The organism is Streptomyces sp. NPDC056835 (assembly GCF_042789485.1).
Taxonomy (GTDB): Bacteria; Actinomycetota; Actinomycetes; order Streptomycetales; family Streptomycetaceae; genus Streptomyces.
Map to the genome: position 1 here is coordinate 57508 of NZ_JBHUBB010000012.1, position 15693 is coordinate 73200.

Below are 15693 nucleotides of genomic sequence, written 5' to 3' on the forward strand. Positions count from 1 at the left end.
ACACGATCTTGACATGACCATAGCCACTCTGCCGGCCCGTCGCCTGCGTACCTCGTCGGCGATCGCCCTGGTCGCTTCCCTCACCGTCGCTGTCACCGTGCTCGCCCCCGCGCCGGCGGCGTTCGCCGAGTCCAACGCTGTGCCAACGTACGAAGTCAAGATCAACCTGACCACTGCCGCGCTCGACTCGTCGCACAACCCGACGTCGGCCGTGAAATCGGCCTTCGGCATCACAAGCTCCGCCAAGGTGCGGTCGTACGAGTACTTCGACACCGACGCGCTCGACCTCGACGCCGAGGGCTGGAGCGTCCGCCTCCGCCACAAGTCGGACTCGTCCTTCGAAGAGACCTACAAGAAGCGGTTCCCCGTGGTCAACGGCGACATCGACGCCGCTCTGGACGAGGCGAACGCCGCGGGCTTCGACAGTAGCGACACCAACTACGACGCCCAGGTGGACTGGGGCTATGCCAAGCAGACCCTCAGCTTCTCCAACGAGAAGAGTCACAGCGCCAGCGGCTACTCCGGCACCTCGATGCCGTCGAGCAGCACCGCCCGCACCTGGCTGGTCAACGACACCCCCGGCAAGCTCGACGACTGGCTCTACAGCAAATGGGGTTCGGACACGCTCAAGGCCTCACACGCCCACGGCCCGGTGACCTCACAGGTCTGGTCGGGCGCATGGGCGTCCTCCGACGACGCGAGCGTCGAGGTGCTCCCCGTCGTGGGCGCAAGCGGGACCGGCACCGAGTACGTCGTCGAGTTGTCCCTCAAGGCCGACACCTACACCGACGCCGCCCAACTGCACAGCGACGCCATAGCGGTCGCCGAGGCACGCGGCTGGCTGTACCACGGCGACGTCCTCAAGACCCAGCTGATCCTCGGCCGCTACTGAGCCGTTGTGCCAGGCTCCGGCACCGGCAGGCATCGGACGGAGATGACGCGCGACCGCCCCCGTGCAGATGGGCCCGTTGCCGGTCGGTGGCGGGCCCACCGCCTCTCCGCACCCAGCGCGGAACAGCCCCCGCAAACCGCTTCCCTGTGCAGACCGCGGCATGCCCGCTCATCTTCTGAGGCAGAGAAATAGCGCGCACCACGAATACGTGACGGATACCAGCAGTCAGGAGCGATCTGGCTGTTGACACCACCCTGAGAAACGCCGAAGCCGGCTGACCAAGGCTGGCCGCACCGCACCCCCGCCGGCCGCTTCACCGCCCTGCCGCAGCCCTCCGTCTCAGCGACCGCGGCCTGATTTCGACGTAACGTGCAGGATCTCGACGGTAGTTGAGGACTCCATGCGAAAGAACACCAACCCCGGCGAGGACACTGAAGGGCTTTTCTACCCGTGCCGCCTGCCGCTGTCGAGCGTCACCCTGGACCTGGTATCCGGCGTGGTCCGCGGTCCCTGAAGAAAATCGCCCAGAGGGGTGGCATCGTTGTGTTGCTCGACGGCACTCTCGTCCGTACTCGCAAGCGAACCGGGGACGCCAACCGGCCGAACTACAGCGGGAAGCACAAGGCTCATGGCCTGCTGTTTCTCGCCCTCACCGACGAGCGCGGCAACCTGGTGTGGATCTCGGCGGCAAGGCCCGGCCGCTCCAGCGAGGTGACCACCGCCCGGCACAACAAGATCACCCCAAGCTGCGGGGAGCCGGCCTCGGCGCTGGCGGATCTCGGATTCACCAGCCTGGACGGTGATCCCAACGACCCCGTGATCACCACCGGCCGCGAAGCTACCCGCAGCCGTCCCCTCAGCATCACTCAGAAGGAAGCGGACAAGCTGATCAGCCGCGAGCGCACGGCCAAGGAGCACGGCTTCGCCGACCTGAAGAACTGGCGGATCCTCACCAAGGCCCGTATGAACGCCCGACACGCGACCACCCTCCTGCGCGCCCCCCTCGTGCTGACGAATGCCGAGGTTTAACTAACGGTGACGGGCGATCACCCAATGCCGCGAAGTCAAGGCGTCGCGGACGGCGCGAGCACCCCAGCCTCGGCCCACGCCAGCCCCGTGACCTGCAGCTTCAGGTTGGGCGATGCCTATTGTCAGTGCGGTGCGCTTCACTGTCCGCCATGGAGCTCACGCAAGCGACCGTCAACGACCTACTGACCCAACTCGGCCCGGGAAAAAGCTACATGTACCTGCCCAGCGACCTGGACCCGCAGGGCCTGACCGACCTGCTCGACGGCAGGTACGGCGCCGCGCGCACGCTTGTCCTCGATGGCTTCACCGATCCGACGGTCGACGAGTCCAGGGGCGCGGCTCTTCTCGTCCCCTTCGAGGGCCGGGCCGTGAAGATAAGGGCGTGGGCGTACGGGGATCAGTGGGTCGGCACGGGTACGGCACGGGACGCGAAGGGGGCCGAGTGGCCGGTGTTGGTGGTCGCTCACAGGGAAGTGCCAGAACCCTTGGCGATCGCTCCGGATGAAGACGAGGACGAGGACGTCGACTGGATGGAACGGCTCGTACGGATCACCGGCTGGACACAACCTGCCCAGCGGCCGGACGTGGACTGGGCGGAGGTGGAGTCGCGTCTGGGCACCGCGCTGCCGAGCGACTACAAGCGCATGGTCGAGACGTTCGGCAACGGCGCCTTCGACGGATACCTGGACTGAATCAGGAGCCGTGGACGGATCTCAGAAGAGACGGTCTGTTCATCTGGGCGGGCACTGAGCACGAGGACCTGTACTGCTGGAGGGCCGACGGCGACGACCCCGACCGCTGGCCCGTCGTGGTCCGGTCCTTTGACGGCGAGGACGTCCCCTTTGACTGCCAGGCCGCGGAGTTCGTCTGTCGCATCCTCATCGACCCGCACCACCCCTTCACGATGGCCTGCTATTTCGACACCCACTGGTTCATGAACTCTCGGGAAAGCGACTGACCGAACCCCGCCGCCAACGGCCCGGCTCTCCTCGGAGCCACCAGAGGCACTCCAGACCCGGCATCGCGATTCCCGCGAACCGGGAATGTGCCGGATGATCACCTGCTTTCGATCACGCCCACGACCGGCACGAGCATCTCAGCCCCTGCCCACGCCACCTCGCCGCCCCAACCGAAGCCGGTAAGACCACCAGCTACCTCTACGACGCCGACGGCAGCCAGATCCCTCGCCCTCCCCCGGCGGCAACGAGCTCAAGGCCACCAGCGCGGGCACCAAGAAAGCTGTCCGGTACTACACACCCACGGAGACGAGGCCGTCGCCGTACGCACGAACAAGGGCTTCTCCCCCTCCTCCCCGACCACCAGGGCACCGCCATGGCAGCAGTTGCCATGACCAGCCTCCCCATCACCCGCCGCAAGCAACTCTCCTTCGGCCAGACCCGCTCCGAACAAGCCGAACAGTTCCCCGGCACCCGCGGCTTCGTCGGGCGGCACCAACGACCCCACCCTGGGCCGCTTCCTGCCTGACGATGTGCAGCGTCCGGCCGTCAGGATCCACGGGGTGGGGAGCGGTTCGTCGTCCGGCGGTCGGTTCGAGGGCTCAGCCACGGTGATCTCCAGGAGTAGGCAGCAACGGCACGGTGCGCGTGCTCCGCTCCGTCGTACGCCGCCGCCAGCCGTTGTGGGCTGCCCTGCTCCGGACCTCCCGCCCGGCGGTCGAGGAGTTCAGTCTCCAGTACGTCGGACGGGACCGGGGCGGGCAACCCATGAGATCCAAGGCAGCGCGCTGAGCTGCGAGAAGGAACGCCCGTGGAACCTAGTGGAACCTATGAGACCGTCCTACGCGGCCTTGCGCTCCCGGCCATGGCTGGGAGCGCAAGGCCGGGTCAGAGATAGGGGTTTGGGGCCTGCTGGGGAAGGTCGCGTCGGTCGTGCCGGGGCAGGGTCACTGACGATCCCAGATGGTCGCTTCCACGTTCAGTTCGGAAGGGCCCAATACGCTCGTCACCGTGAAGTAGCCCAGACGGCCGTTCTGGGTTCTGAGGCAGGCCATGGCCCCCTCCTGAACAGCAACCACCCGTCGCGCCAACTGGCCACTCATCTCGGAGCATTGCTGGTATGCCGGAGGTGTCGGACCATCCCATGCCGCAAGAGCGTTGCCAACGACTTCGCCGGGGTGGCAGTCGCACTCCAGGCCGAGGTCACCGAGCAAAGCCTGGGTCGGCGGCCGGTTGTCCAGCCACCATCCCGTGGGCGCTCCGTTGCTGTAGAGGAGCAGCGTGCCCTGCCAGCGCACTTTCACTGTGGGTGCCGTGGGCCTGGGCGGGGGCTCAGGCGTGGGTGCGGGCGGATCAGGGCTCGACGTGGGCGTGGGCGTGGGTGTGGGTGTCGGTGAGGTGGGAGCCGGGTCCGTTGTGCTGTCGGCGCTGTTCTTGGAGTCGTTCTGATCGCCAGACAACTGGGTGCCGGCGTAGACAGCGAGGGAGACGACTAAGACCACGACTGCGATCAGGGAGGGGACGCGTCCCCGCCGTTTGATGCCGGGGCCGGAGGGCGGGGCGGGCGGCACGGAAGCGGGTTCGCGGGGGTGGTACGTATGCGAACCACCCTGCCCAGCGCCCGGTTGCCACTTCTCCAGTTGCTGGTCGCTCTCGTACGCCTTGAGGCCGGCACGGATCTGGTCCCGCTGGGCAAGGGCTGTCTTCTTCTCCGCGGCCCGGTCCTGGTTCTGGCTCCTCAGCGCGTCGATCTGGTGCTGCAGAGTGATCCGGCGCCGGCGTTCCCCGTCCCGGTCCCCGCGCAGCGTCTCCAGTTCCTCGGTGAGCCCCGCCATCTTCTCCAGCGCCGCGTTCGTCGCTTCGTTCAGCTCGCGGATCAAGAGGGTGTTCTGGTAGTCGAGGAGCATCTGACGGTGGACGTTGTGCGGGTTCGCCCGCGCGCAGTACAGCTTCAGCAGCTCGCCGTACTGGTGCAGGAACACCGCTGCCGCCCTGTCCTGCAGATTCGCGCGTTCCCGCGCTTCCTTGATCAGCACCTCGACGAACCGCAGGGGCGGGATATTGGGCTGCTCAGGCTTCGCCGTCTGCCAGGTGCTGACCTTCCCTTTCCCGAAGCCGTACATGTCCGTCAGCTGATTCGTCGACAGGCCGGTCTCCCGGACGAGAGAGCGAACCATCTCTTTGAAGCCGCTGAGCGCCTCCCGCAGCTTCCTGTCCTCATCATCTTCGCCGTCGAAGGTGTCCAATTGCTGGTCAGCCACTGGTTCTCACATCCGAAGAAAATCCGACACGGAGCAGCATTCTGCCGCGCGTGCGTACCAGGATCCCGCTGGTCTCTAGTAGTCCTCGTGACCGCATCCCGCTGGTCGCCCCCGCACCAAGCGCGGGGACAAGAGGGGATCTCTCCTGGTGCCCGGCCGACTCGGGGACCCCTCCGCGTGCGATCCCTCGTACGCCCGACCGAAGGGAACCGACGTCATGTCTGCTCCGGCTGCCCCAGCCAACCAGCCCGCCCCCCCTTCCCGAGCCGCCGACGCCCGCCCCGGCCCAGGCATCGACTCTGCCGACGGCCATCGTGGTCATGAGCGTGTCGCTGGCCCTGGTCGTAGTCCTGGTGGTGCCGCTCGCATGCGGGGGCGTCGCCTACCTCACCTACCGGCACCCCACGCTCGAAGCGCCCCTCACCATCGCGCTGACCACTCTGACGGCACTCGCCGCCGTGATGGCCGCCGCAGCCGCCGTGATCGCCCTGCTGCGCCGGTGAGGCGGTTCAGCGGGGTGAAGTGGGCCGCCTAGTTCTGCTGCCGAGGAACATAGGGCCGGGAATCAGGCTACGGCGTTCAGTTCCCTGAACACCTGCCGTCCAGGGCGAGGTGCGGCTGTCGCCGGATGGGGAGCTGATCATCCCGCCGCTTGCGGCGGAGGACATCCCGGCCGAGGGTGGCCTGCCGGTTCCTGGAACATCTGGTCGACCGGAACTTCTCGCCGCACCGCGGCGGAGGTGTCGATGCGGTCGGGTGACCGACGGGAAGTCCGTTGTCGTCGGGACCGGTCTTGAGGCCGTCATCCCAGTACACGACGATGACGACCTCGCCACCATAGGGTTCGGATCAGCGGCGTCACAAGTGCGGCCGATAGGTGCCCAACGACGGTGGCGCCAGGCTTAGTTCCTACCCGCCCGCGTGCGCGTAGAGGCCGCTCAAAATCCGCGCACGGACCCCGCGGCCGGGTCTGCGGGCGCCGGCCCAAGCTCACCGCCGACCAGGCCGCGCTCCCCCAGCAGCTCTACGACGCCCGCGAGGAGACCGTCCAGCAGATCGTCGACCTCTTCGGGGTGCCGCGGTCGACGGTGTATGGACACCTCGACAAGACCAAGATTGTTCCCCGCCGGCCCAAGAAGATCGTGGTCCCGAAGTTCTGACCGCTACTTTGCGGCTGATGTCCGAGTTAGGACTCCGGGGCCGTGCGGGAGGCCCCGGGGTACGCGAGCCGCCCTGGCTCTTCGCGTAATCCGGGGCCCAGGAAGCCCGTGCCCACGAGGGAGGGCGACGGGCGGTTTGGCCTCGATTCACCGAGTGTTAGGTGGTCCGGGGCTTGGGCGTGAAGCCGCGGATGACCTCTGAGCTGAGATGAGTGCGCTTCCTACGGTTCCACATCCACAGAGCGAGAGAGCACCCGCGAGATGCGATCTCCCCATGCCGCCTCGACGGTGTCCGCGGCGTTCGATGACCGGAATCGGGGCCGACGCCGCGGCATGATCGCGACCATCCGCTGCTCACCTTCGGTGGCTCTCCGTCCTCTTCGCCGGCGCCGCGGGTGACGACGCCCTCTCCGCGCTGAAGCACGCACACATGACCGGAAAGACCAGCCAGGCACTGCAGCAAGTCATGCTCAGCGACGTCCTTTACATCTGCGCCGCCGCGCTGTCCATCGCCGTCGCCTCGCTGCTCGGCGGCATGCTGAAGCACGCCGTGCAGGCGGCCCCGGCGTACCAAGGCCGCCTGCACATTCGGGTGGAGCGGTCGATCGGCGCAACAGGTGCTCGGCCGTCCGGGTGGACCAGTCCGGCTGCGCCCGCACCGTCCGTCTCCGGCCTTATAGGGTCGCCGACTGACTGTGTGTTCCATCCGAAGGGACCCCTGGCTCGTGACCACATCGATCATTGTCGGAGGAAGCGGCGCCCTGGGGCGCGTACTGGCACAGCGATTCGCCGACCGTGGTGACGGCGTCATCGTCACTAGCCGCGCCAGGGAGCGCGCCGATACCGTAGCCGCCGAAATCGCCGGCAGCGTCCGGGGTCTGGCCGTTGACCTGTCGCGGCCGGAAACCATCGACGGAGCGCTCGCCGATGTACGGGACGTTGACAACTTGGTGATCACCGGCGTCTCAGAGGGTTTCAACACTCTCGCGGATTTCGACATCGCCAAGGCCGTGGAAGCCGTGACCATCAAGCTGGTGGGGTACACGGAGACCGTGCGAGTTCTGCGTGACCGGTTCACCCCTGAGGCGTCGGTCGTACTCTTCGGCGGCCTGGCCAAAGAGCGCCCCTACCCCGGCTCTACCATCGTGACCGCCATCAACTCTGCCGTCACCGGACTGGTGAAGACCCTCGCGGTGGAGATCGCACCTCATCGTGTGAACGCGCTCCATCCCGGCGTCGTGGGCGACAGCCCGAGGTGGCGCGATGTGCCCGACCATCCGCACGTATCGCGTACTCCCATCGGGCGCTTGGTGACCATGGAGGAAGTCGCCGACGCCACCGACTTCCTCCTCCGCAACACCGGCGTCAACGCCCAGGATCTCTTCGTCGACGGCGGACTACGCGTCACCTGACACAACCGTGTCCCGCTCGAAAATACGATTCTGGGTCTGAACTGCAGGTTCCGCAGCCAAGCTCAGGGCTCGCACGGCATCTAGGTGATCCTTCGATTCTACTGTCCATCACCGCGCTCGTTCCGGAATCCGACTAGGACCTCTTCTGAGTCCGGATCACGGGGGTGGTCGGCGGTCGCCGGCGACCCAACCTCTTGTCAGACACCGCTGTTACGTTGACGTGAGGATCTTCCTCCGACCTCTGGAGAGGGCGTATGTACGACGAACGGCTCACCGAGTTCTCCCGCGAGCGGCTGGACGGCCGTCCAATACCCGACGATCTGCGCGTGCTGCTGGTGGCGCAGTGGGAAGGCCGCACCGGCTTCACCCACCTTCTCGACCTCGACTTCTTCGAGGCGGGAGAGGTCCATCCGCTCCTGGACACCAGCTATCTGAGTGAAAAGGAACGCGCGGACCCGGAGATGCGGGCCGTCAACGCCGGAGCCGCGGAGATGGCCAAGTACGTCAAGCTCGTGGCGAAGGGCGGAAAAGGGTGGATCGGCTACTGGCTGCACCCCGACGAACCCGTGGACCGTGCCTGGCACCTCATAGAGCTGGACACCGAGTTCACCTTCTGGGGCCTGGTCGGCCTCACCCTGACCGAGGGGTCCGCCGCCGAGCAGGCAAGCTACCAGGACGAGCCCGACGAGCGAATCGCGTTCACACAACTGGCCGCCCAGCTCGCCGAGCTTGGCCTACGGCTGAGCACCCAGGACTACGACGCCCTCGATGACACCAAGTTCACGGTGGACCCGGGGGAACTCATGGAGGAGCTCGTCCAAGCCGAACGCGAGAAGCGCGGTCTTCGCTGAGCAGGAAAATGCCAGCGTCCCGGTGCCGCAACGGGATTGCCATAGTGGCCGCCGCAGGTCATGAGATATCTCGTTCGTCGGTCGAGCGGGCGATGCGAAGACGCGGCCTGCTCCAGCCCATCGACTACTAGAGACGAGTAAGTCCGAAGGCTTGGTCAGTGGTCGTAGGCGATGAGTGATCGTGTGATGGGTCGGTCCGTGGTGCGGTTGTGCCAGATCGCGGCGGTCAGGGCCAGGATTCGCTCTCCGACGCGGGCGAGGACTCCGGCCGGAGTTCTCGCTCCGTGGCGTTCGAGGTCGAGTTGGCCCGTGAAGGTGTCGTTGACCGACTCGATGAGCTGGCGGACGGGATTGAGCAGGTGTTCGCCGGGTCGGCGCTGGAGATTTCGGTAGCTCGGCCTCAACAGGGTCAGGCCGTGTTCGGCCATGAAGGCGTCGAGGCGCCTGGACACGTAGCCCTTCATCACTGCCGGTTGATGGCCGCGCCCTTACCGCCTCGCGGGAGGCCGGCGCCGGAAGGCGCAGGCCAACAGGAACCACGGACTGTACCGGTGCGGGTCCCACTCGTCGACGGGGAATCGGACCCCCTTGTCGATGGAGTACTCCGGGAAACGCTCATCGAAGCGGGCCACTGCCTCCCGGAAGCCGTTCTCCGTGCCCAGCTCCACGTCAGCGAAGAACACCTCCTCGATGCGCGAGCGGGACCTGACCGGCGAGGCCGAGCAGACTCGGGCCCGGATCGATGAACTGACCGTGCGACTGCGCGAACTCGACGAGGGACTCGAACACCTCCGGATCACCCGCAAGACCCTTATCGACCTCGCCCCGGGACAGGCTCCCCAGCCGGCCGCCCAGGTTCCGGACCACCCCGCCTACCAGCAGATCCTGGCCGTCTTCACCGACGCCGACCGGCCGCTACGGGCCCGGGACATCTGCCAGGCCCTCGACCTGCCGATCATCGTGAAGAACACCGAAGGCATTCGTTGGAAGCTGAAACGCCTGGTCACCCGCGGCATCCTCACCGAATCCGCCCCGGCCTGTTCACCCAGTCGGCCCGGTGAGGCGACCGTAAACCCGGTGAGGCGACCGTAAAGACGATCAGAAGCCTCCAGTGTCACGGCTGCGCGCGACGCTGGTGGCGCCCTGTAGCCTCCGCCGATGCCCCACGGCTTCGTCGCACTGGCCACCGCACGGCGAACCGCCCGCGGCCGGACGTCGCTCATTCGTGGGGGTTGGCCGCGGTCGGCCCTGGTGGTTAGCTCTGCGGATGTTGTGCGCCCCGGGTGACGGTGGTGAGCAGGGTGGTGAGTTGTTCGCGGAATCGGAGGGCGTCATGTGCCCACCGTGGCTCCTGCTCATAGAGCTCGCGCAGGGTCGCGGTGGGGCGGGAGAGCTGGAACAAGTAGGCCCCGCAGCTCATGGCGGCCGTCAGGAGGATCTGGGCGGCCTCGTGGTCGAGACCGGCGCCGGCGTCGACCAGCGCCTGGGTCATGGTGTCGTAGGCCGCGCTCGCCGCAGTCTTGTAACGGCGTGCCCGCTCCAGTCGCACAGAGCCTTCCAGACTGAGGACCACATGCGTCAGCAGGTCGCAGAACAGCGGCAATTGGTCCAGCGAGCCGCTGATGATGTCGGCGACCTGGTCGGCGGTCAGACCCCGGGCGTCGCCGAGATCATTCACCAGGCGGTCGCACCACTGCGCCCACCCCTGCTCGGCGAGTTCCAGCATCAGCTCCTCGCGCGAGTCGAAGTAGCGGCGCAGCGCCGAGGAGTGCAGGCCGACTCGGGCGCTGACCTCGACAAGGGTCACCTCGCGGACACCTTGCTCGATCGCGAGGTCGCGGGCGGCGTCCAACAGGGCCGACTTGCGCTCCTGCTTGTCGTGCGGAGATCGGGCTCGACGCTTGGGCTGGCTCACCGGCCCACCATAACGCATGCCCTTTGACTTAAGTCGGCGGGCGACATACCCTCGAAGTTAACGCATTCTCTTTGCGTTAACTTCAACGAGTGAGGACCTTCGCCATGAGCTCAGTGTTCTTCGTGACCGGTTCGTCGCGAGGGCTTGGCCGCCAGATCGTCGAGCAGGCTCTCGCCGCCGGTCACCAGGTGGTCGCAACGGCCCGCGATCCGCACGCCCTCGACGACCTCGCCGCGCGCTACCGCGATCTGATTCACGTCGAGCGGCTCGATGTCACCGATCCGGTCGCGGCCCAGGCCGCGGTCGCGAACGGGGCTGCGGCGTTCGGTCGACTCGATGTCGTGGTCAACAACGCCGGCCAGGGCGACCGGGTATCGCTGGAGGACACCACGCTGGAGGTATTCCGCCGACAGATCGACACGAATTTCCTCGGTACGGTCTACGTCACCAAGGCCGCCGTGCCGATCCTGCGCGAGCAGGGCGGGGGCCGGATCATCCAGATCTCGTCGCTGGGCGGCCGGGTCGGCAGTCCGGGCATGACCGCCTACCAGTCGGCGAAATGGGCCGTCGGCGGGTTCAGCGAGGCGCTCGCCGCCGAGGTCGCGCCGCTAGGGATCAAGGTCACCGTCGTCGAGCCCGGTGGAATGCGCACCGACTGGGCCGGCTCGTCGATGACCACACCACCGACGAGCGAGCCGTACCGGACCACCGTCGGCGCGTCCGCACGCGCCATGGCAGGGTTCGAGCACGTCGCCAACAGCGACCCGGACAAGGTCGCCGCGCTCGTGCTCACCCTCGCCGAACTCGACGAACCACCGCTGCGGGTCCTCGCCGGCAGCGACGCCTACGAATACGGCCGCCAGGCATGGCGCCACCGGGTTGAGACTGACATGAAATGGGAGCACCTGAGCCGATCCACCGACTACGACGAGGCCGGCGACACCTGGCAGCAGCAGCGAGGCAGCAGCCTGCCCGACCTCCGTACGTGAGTGAATTCGGCTACCCCAGTGCAGGCCGTGGGGCGACTGCTTCGAGGGCAGGGCGAGCTTCAGGCTGTCATAGGAGCCCCGTCGCTCTCTGGGCGGTTTCTGGGGATCGTCGCGACACCGTAGTCGGTTGTTCAGGCCGCGAGTAGTTTACGCAGGCGCTCGGGTGGTGCCTCCCAGTCGAGCGTTTTGCGTGGGCGTCCGTTGAGTTGGGCGGCGACGGCGTAGAGGCGCTCGCGGGTGTGGACGGACAGGTTGGTGCTCTTGGGGAAGTACTGCCGGAGCGGACCGTTGGTGTTTTCGTTCGAGCCGCGTTGCCAGGGGCTGCCGGGATGGCAGAAGTAGACCAGGATGTCCGTCGCGAGGGTGGATGCCGCGTTCAACGAAGGTGCCGTTCGCTGATTTGTGGTCCTCGCCGATGATGAGTCGGGCAGCGGGGACGCATTACTGCGTCCCCGCCCCCTTTGCTTTTCCCCTGGGGGCGGAGAGGGGAGCCCGGGGGCATGAAGGTTTGACCCTTCGGAGCCGCCCTGCCGGGCTCCTATGGGTTCGGTCAAGGGGGTGTGTGTATCGCGCCGGCATGTTTCGGGGATATCGGTCGTGGCTGTCCGAGGCGCGGTAGGAGACGGTCCCGATCCGGACGAATGAGCGGATCAAGGGATTCGTGTCGCCCTCGTGCCACGCCACCACTACGCGGCTCGGAGGCAGTCGCGGAATTCGAGGTCGCTCATGGTGGTCACCAGTGCCGGGTTGTCGCGGAGAGGTTGTCCGGCCGTTGGGGGCCGCGGACGTGCGGGGGGGGTAGGCATGGTCGCTCTCCAGGGGTTCGTCCGCGGTCGTGGGATGAGGGGTGCCGGGCGGGGTGGGGTGCCAGCGGGCGACGCGGTGTTCGGGGCCGGCGCGTACGAGGCCGGGTTCCTGTCGCAGGCACTGGTCGTCGGCGCGGGGACACCGTGGGGCGAAGGGGCAGCCGTCGGTGATCTCGCCCGGTTCCGGTGCGCGTCCGACGTTGCTCATGTTCACCGTGGTGATCGTGGCGTTCGCGGTCTCCTGGTCACACTGTTTCCGAAGTGGCCCTGGAGCCACCCCTCAACGCCGCGGCCACGTTTGCCCGGCATGTCAAGTAGCCCCAGGGCCCAGCGGTTTGGCGGTCATCATTCCGTCGCGAGTGGGGCGCGGAGCCGGACCTGGTAGCCGCCCTCGGGTGTGACGCCCGAATTGAGCGTGCCGCCAAGCAGCTCGGCGCGTTCCCTGAGACCGATCAGCCCGTGGTGGGAACCGGGCAGCGGCAGCGAGATGCGGGTCGGCGCGGTGTTGGTGATGTCGACTCCGAAGTGGCCGGCGTCATGCCACAGGCGCAGGGTCGCGGTGGCGCCGGGCGCGTGTTTACGTACGTTGGTGAGAGCCTCCTGCACCGTGCGGTAGACGGTGCGCTGGGCCGGGGTGCCGATGTCCGGCGGGAGTTCACCGGTCAGGTGGGCCTCGATGCCACTGGTGGCAACGAGGCGGCGCAGGTCGGCGAGCGTGGGTTGAGGGCTGAGCTCGGTGGCCCTGCCTCCCGAGGCCCGCAGCAAGGTGACCATATGACGCAGCTCGTCCAGGGTGCCCACGCTCAGAGAGCGGATGGTGCGAGCCGTCTCGCGAGCATCGGGGTCCTTGGTGGCGACCTGAAGTGCCCCGGCCTGTACCGCGATCAGGCTCACCTGGTGGGAGACGACGTCGTGCATCTCCCGTGCGAGCTGGGCGCGTTCGCGGGCCAGGACGGTCTGTTCATGCAGCGCGCGCTCGTGCTCACGGCGTTGTTCGATCTCGATGAGACGCCGCGCCAAGTCCCGCCTGGTCTGGACGAGTTGGCCGAGCAGGATCGGCGTGACGGCGATCGCCAGCAGATACGCGGACTGGACCAGAGAATAGGTGTGCTCTTCCGAGGCTTCCCCCGACAGCAGCCATGAGACCGATGAGACGACGCCGCTGAGCAGGGCGCAGCCGACGAGCAGCTTCCGGTCGCGCGAGCGCTCGGCCAGCGTGAACAGGGCCACGAACGGGGCGAAGAGAAGTCCGAGGATGAGCGAGGCGGGCAGCGTGCACAGGAACACGGTGAAGGGGAAACGGCGCCGGAACAGGAGCGCCGCGGCGCCGAGTGCGCCGGCTGCCGACTGCCAGTACGTCATGTCGTACGCCAGATTGGGCCACATCTCCAGCGTGGCCAGCACCACCAGGCCCGCGTCGACGGCCCAGGGCGGCACCCGTCGACGGCCGGCCGGCCACGGGGTCACCGTGGCTCCTCCGCCCTGCCGGAGTCGTCGAGCAGGCCCGAACGCTGCGCGAGCAGCGCGGCCCGCACGCGGCTGCTGACACGGAGCTTGGCGAGGATCGCGCTGACGTGGTCCTTGACCGTGCCCGCGCTCAGATGGATGCGGCCCCCGATGTCGGCATTGGACAGTCCTTCGGCGACGAGCACGAGCACCGCGCGCTCGCGGTCGGTGAGCCGCCCCACTCGGGCGACCTCCGCATCGTCGGTGACGGCACCGCCCTGGGAGTGGCTCTGCAGCATGGAACGCGATGCCTTCGGGGACAGGACTACCCCGCCGGCCGCCAGGGACCTTACGAGCTGGGCGAGTTGATCGGGCTCGGTGTCCTTGAGGAGGAAACCGGCCGCCCCCGAGCGCAGTGCGGTGACGATGTACTCGTCGGTATCGAACGTCGTCAGCATCGCCACAATCGGCGCCTGCGGCAGCGCGCGCAGCTGCCGCAGCACGGTCAGACCGTCCACGTCGGGCATCCGGATGTCGAGCAGGACGACATCGGGCCGGTGTTCCCGGACCGAGGCAAGAGCCTCCGTGCCGGTCGCGGTCGCGACGACCTCGATGTCGTCGGCCGCGCCCAGAATGAGGCTGAAGCCCGACCGGACCAGAGCCTCGTCGTCCACCACCGCGACTCGGATCACGCGCGCTCCATCCTGTCCTGCCTGTCGTTGGTCGCTGTCGACCCGACTCTAGGGTCCGTCGCCGCTCACCGTGGCGTCCGAAGCGGAGCTCCAGCCACTCGGCGGGGGTGCTCCGCCGGCTGTGAATGCACCCCTGACCTTGATATTCGCAGATCATCCAGCGCCATGGGAAAACGCGCCCGTGACGCGGTGCCCTGCCGGTCGGTCGAGGCTGCTCCCCCGATCGGGGGGGCTTCCACCACCAGGTGACGGATGGCTGTGCGGTGCCGGGGCGGCCGCGGTGGGTGGCGAGCGCGACACCTGCGCAACTCAACCGCATGGGCAAGGGGAGCGACACATGCTGAGCAGACACCCCGGTGTCGGGCGTCGCCGCACCCTCGGACCCACCGCCGGCGCTGCCGGATCGAGTGCAGCCCGGGATCTGTCCGGCGCCGGAAGACGAGTGGTCGTAGTGGAGGCCCGGAACCGCGTCGGCGGCCGCATGTGGGGCGATCGGATCTCGATGTCCGTCGAACTCGACACGGTGGTACGGCGCGTGGAGCACTCGCCCGTCGGAGTCGTCGTCCGCGCCGAGCGGCACGGGAACCCGGTCGGTTACCGGGCCCGTGCCGCGGGTTGTGGCCGTGCCCGTCGCCGTACTGACCGCCAACACCATCGATTTATCCCCGGAATCGCCGTCGGCGAAGGGGGACGCGTTCCAGCGTCGCCCAGCAGGCGGACCAACTGAGGGGGAATGCCTCCAGCGTTGTCGCGGTCGTCGCCATGGTGATGGCGGCCGGTGTCCTGACCGGTGTCCTCGACGGGACCGGCATGGTCGACGCGATATCGCAGTGGCTGGTACGAATCATCCCCGACAGTATGGGACCCCACCTGCCCCTGATCACGGGACTGCTCAGCCTGCCCATGACGTTCTTCATGAGCAACGACGCGTTCTACTTCGGAGTGCTGCCCGTCCTCACCGAGACCGCCTCCACCTACGGCGTGGCCCCAGCGGAGATGGCACGGGCATCCGTCATCGGCCAGCCCTTCCACCTCCAGAGCCCGCTCGTCCCCGCCCTGCTCCTGCTCGTATCACTGTCCAAGGTCAACCTCGGCGACCACCACAAACTCGCCCTGTGGCGGGCCGCCGCCGTCTCCCTGGTCATGCTCACGGTCGCCGTGCTGACCACCGCCATTCCCTTCGGCTGACACACACCACCGCGCCACTCGACGCGGAACCCGTCGGCACGGCCCGGCGTTCACCTGCTCGGTCCGGCGGCCCAGGACAGCACTTAGAAAGGCCAT

At 67.6% G+C, this 15693-nt stretch carries 17 protein-coding genes and 1 pseudogene; 11 read left to right on the forward strand and 7 right to left on the reverse strand.

The window, feature by feature from the left end; genetic code table 11:
- The first annotated feature begins 13 nt into the window (after positions 1-13).
- From ACFRMN_RS15855 to ACFRMN_RS15865, 3 genes are all read left to right on the forward strand, one after another.
- Positions 14-892 carry a hypothetical protein gene (locus tag ACFRMN_RS15855; protein ID WP_383019214.1) on the forward strand — a complete coding sequence of 293 codons (879 nt, stop codon included), beginning with the start codon at positions 14-16 and terminating at the stop codon, positions 890-892.
- Between the two features lie 546 nt (positions 893-1438).
- Positions 1439-1921: a transposase family protein gene (locus ACFRMN_RS15860; RefSeq protein ID WP_383019217.1), complete on the forward strand. Its 483-nt coding sequence runs from the start codon at positions 1439-1441 to the stop codon at positions 1919-1921.
- 149 nt (positions 1922-2070) lie between these two features.
- The gene (locus tag ACFRMN_RS15865; RefSeq protein WP_383019219.1) at positions 2071-2613 is read left to right on the forward strand and encodes a hypothetical protein; all 543 of its coding nucleotides are present in this window, start codon (positions 2071-2073) and stop codon (positions 2611-2613) included.
- Positions 2614-3824: 1211 nt separating this feature from the next.
- On the opposite strand, the gene ACFRMN_RS15870 is transcribed toward ACFRMN_RS15865, so the two are convergent.
- Positions 3825-5138 (reverse strand): hypothetical protein, encoded by a 1314-nt coding sequence (locus ACFRMN_RS15870; protein WP_383019221.1) that lies wholly within the window; start codon positions 5136-5138, stop codon positions 3825-3827.
- A gap of 320 nt (positions 5139-5458) precedes the next feature.
- Between ACFRMN_RS15870 and ACFRMN_RS15875 the strand changes: the two genes are divergently transcribed.
- From ACFRMN_RS15875 to ACFRMN_RS15890, 4 genes are all read left to right on the forward strand, one after another.
- Positions 5459-5641, forward strand: coding sequence for a hypothetical protein (locus tag ACFRMN_RS15875; RefSeq protein ID WP_383019224.1), 183 nt, complete (start codon positions 5459-5461; stop codon positions 5639-5641).
- 387 nt (positions 5642-6028) lie between these two features.
- A complete protein-coding gene (locus tag ACFRMN_RS15880) occupies positions 6029-6298 on the forward strand; it encodes a helix-turn-helix domain-containing protein (RefSeq protein ID WP_383019227.1) in 270 nt (89 codons plus the stop codon).
- 725 nt (positions 6299-7023) lie between these two features.
- Positions 7024-7710, forward strand: a complete 687-nt coding sequence (locus ACFRMN_RS15885; protein ID WP_383019229.1) for an SDR family oxidoreductase — start codon at positions 7024-7026, stop codon at positions 7708-7710.
- 254 nt (positions 7711-7964) lie between these two features.
- On the forward strand, positions 7965-8561 hold the full coding sequence (locus tag ACFRMN_RS15890; protein ID WP_383019232.1) for a hypothetical protein: 597 nt from the start codon (positions 7965-7967) through the stop codon (positions 8559-8561).
- 155 nt (positions 8562-8716) lie between these two features.
- On the opposite strand, the gene ACFRMN_RS15895 is transcribed toward ACFRMN_RS15890, so the two are convergent.
- Positions 8717-9013 carry a hypothetical protein gene (locus tag ACFRMN_RS15895; RefSeq protein ID WP_383019234.1) on the reverse strand — a complete coding sequence of 99 codons (297 nt, stop codon included), beginning with the start codon at positions 9011-9013 and terminating at the stop codon, positions 8717-8719.
- A gap of 202 nt (positions 9014-9215) precedes the next feature.
- Between ACFRMN_RS15895 and ACFRMN_RS15900 the strand changes: the two genes are divergently transcribed.
- The gene (locus tag ACFRMN_RS15900) at positions 9216-9653 is read left to right on the forward strand and encodes a hypothetical protein (RefSeq protein WP_383019237.1); all 438 of its coding nucleotides are present in this window, start codon (positions 9216-9218) and stop codon (positions 9651-9653) included.
- Between the two features lie 163 nt (positions 9654-9816).
- On the opposite strand, the gene ACFRMN_RS15905 is transcribed toward ACFRMN_RS15900, so the two are convergent.
- Complete coding sequence (locus tag ACFRMN_RS15905; RefSeq protein WP_383019240.1) at positions 9817-10476, reverse strand: TetR family transcriptional regulator; 660 nt, start codon at positions 10474-10476, stop codon at positions 9817-9819.
- Between the two features lie 104 nt (positions 10477-10580).
- On the opposite strand from ACFRMN_RS15905, the gene ACFRMN_RS15910 reads away from it, so the two are divergent.
- Positions 10581-11465 carry an SDR family NAD(P)-dependent oxidoreductase gene (locus ACFRMN_RS15910; RefSeq protein WP_383019242.1) on the forward strand — a complete coding sequence of 295 codons (885 nt, stop codon included), beginning with the start codon at positions 10581-10583 and terminating at the stop codon, positions 11463-11465.
- A gap of 131 nt (positions 11466-11596) precedes the next feature.
- Here ACFRMN_RS15910 and ACFRMN_RS15915 read toward each other — a convergent pair.
- The 4 genes and pseudogenes from ACFRMN_RS15915 to ACFRMN_RS15930 form a co-directional block, all read right to left on the reverse strand.
- Positions 11597-11830, reverse strand: a pseudogene (locus ACFRMN_RS15915) (IS30 family transposase); the annotation flags it as partial.
- Positions 11831-11906: 76 nt separating this feature from the next.
- A complete protein-coding gene (locus ACFRMN_RS15920) occupies positions 11907-12479 on the reverse strand; it encodes a hypothetical protein (RefSeq protein ID WP_383019662.1) in 573 nt (190 codons plus the stop codon).
- A gap of 137 nt (positions 12480-12616) precedes the next feature.
- Positions 12617-13657, reverse strand: a complete 1041-nt coding sequence (locus ACFRMN_RS15925; RefSeq protein ID WP_383019664.1) for a sensor histidine kinase — start codon at positions 13655-13657, stop codon at positions 12617-12619.
- A 77-nt stretch (positions 13658-13734) separates the two neighbouring features.
- The gene (locus ACFRMN_RS15930) at positions 13735-14409 is read right to left on the reverse strand and encodes a response regulator (protein ID WP_383019245.1); all 675 of its coding nucleotides are present in this window, start codon (positions 14407-14409) and stop codon (positions 13735-13737) included.
- Positions 14410-14746: 337 nt separating this feature from the next.
- On the opposite strand from ACFRMN_RS15930, the gene ACFRMN_RS15935 reads away from it, so the two are divergent.
- Positions 14747-15136 (forward strand): FAD-dependent oxidoreductase, encoded by a 390-nt coding sequence (locus tag ACFRMN_RS15935; protein ID WP_383019249.1) that lies wholly within the window; start codon positions 14747-14749, stop codon positions 15134-15136.
- A gap of 35 nt (positions 15137-15171) precedes the next feature.
- Complete coding sequence (locus ACFRMN_RS15940) at positions 15172-15597, forward strand: SLC13 family permease (protein WP_383019252.1); 426 nt, start codon at positions 15172-15174, stop codon at positions 15595-15597.
- Positions 15598-15693: the final 96 nt, after the last annotated feature.

Coding starts and splice junctions, on each gene's coding strand:
- ACFRMN_RS15855 (WP_383019214.1), top strand. CDS start 14: ATGACCATAGCCACTCTGCCGGCCCGTCGCCTGCGTACCTCGTCGGCG.
- ACFRMN_RS15865 (WP_383019219.1), top strand. CDS start 2,071: ATGGAGCTCACGCAAGCGACCGTCAACGACCTACTGACCCAACTCGGC.
- ACFRMN_RS15875 (WP_383019224.1), top strand. CDS start 5,459: ATGAGCGTGTCGCTGGCCCTGGTCGTAGTCCTGGTGGTGCCGCTCGCA.
- ACFRMN_RS15890 (WP_383019232.1), top strand. CDS start 7,965: ATGTACGACGAACGGCTCACCGAGTTCTCCCGCGAGCGGCTGGACGGC.
- ACFRMN_RS15910 (WP_383019242.1), top strand. CDS start 10,581: ATGAGCTCAGTGTTCTTCGTGACCGGTTCGTCGCGAGGGCTTGGCCGC.
- ACFRMN_RS15920 (WP_383019662.1), bottom strand. CDS start 12,479: ATGAGCAACGTCGGACGCGCACCGGAACCGGGCGAGATCACCGACGGC.
- ACFRMN_RS15925 (WP_383019664.1), bottom strand. CDS start 13,657: ATGTGGCCCAATCTGGCGTACGACATGACGTACTGGCAGTCGGCAGCC.
- ACFRMN_RS15935 (WP_383019249.1), top strand. CDS start 14,747: ATGCTGAGCAGACACCCCGGTGTCGGGCGTCGCCGCACCCTCGGACCC.
- ACFRMN_RS15940 (WP_383019252.1), top strand. CDS start 15,172: ATGGTGATGGCGGCCGGTGTCCTGACCGGTGTCCTCGACGGGACCGGC.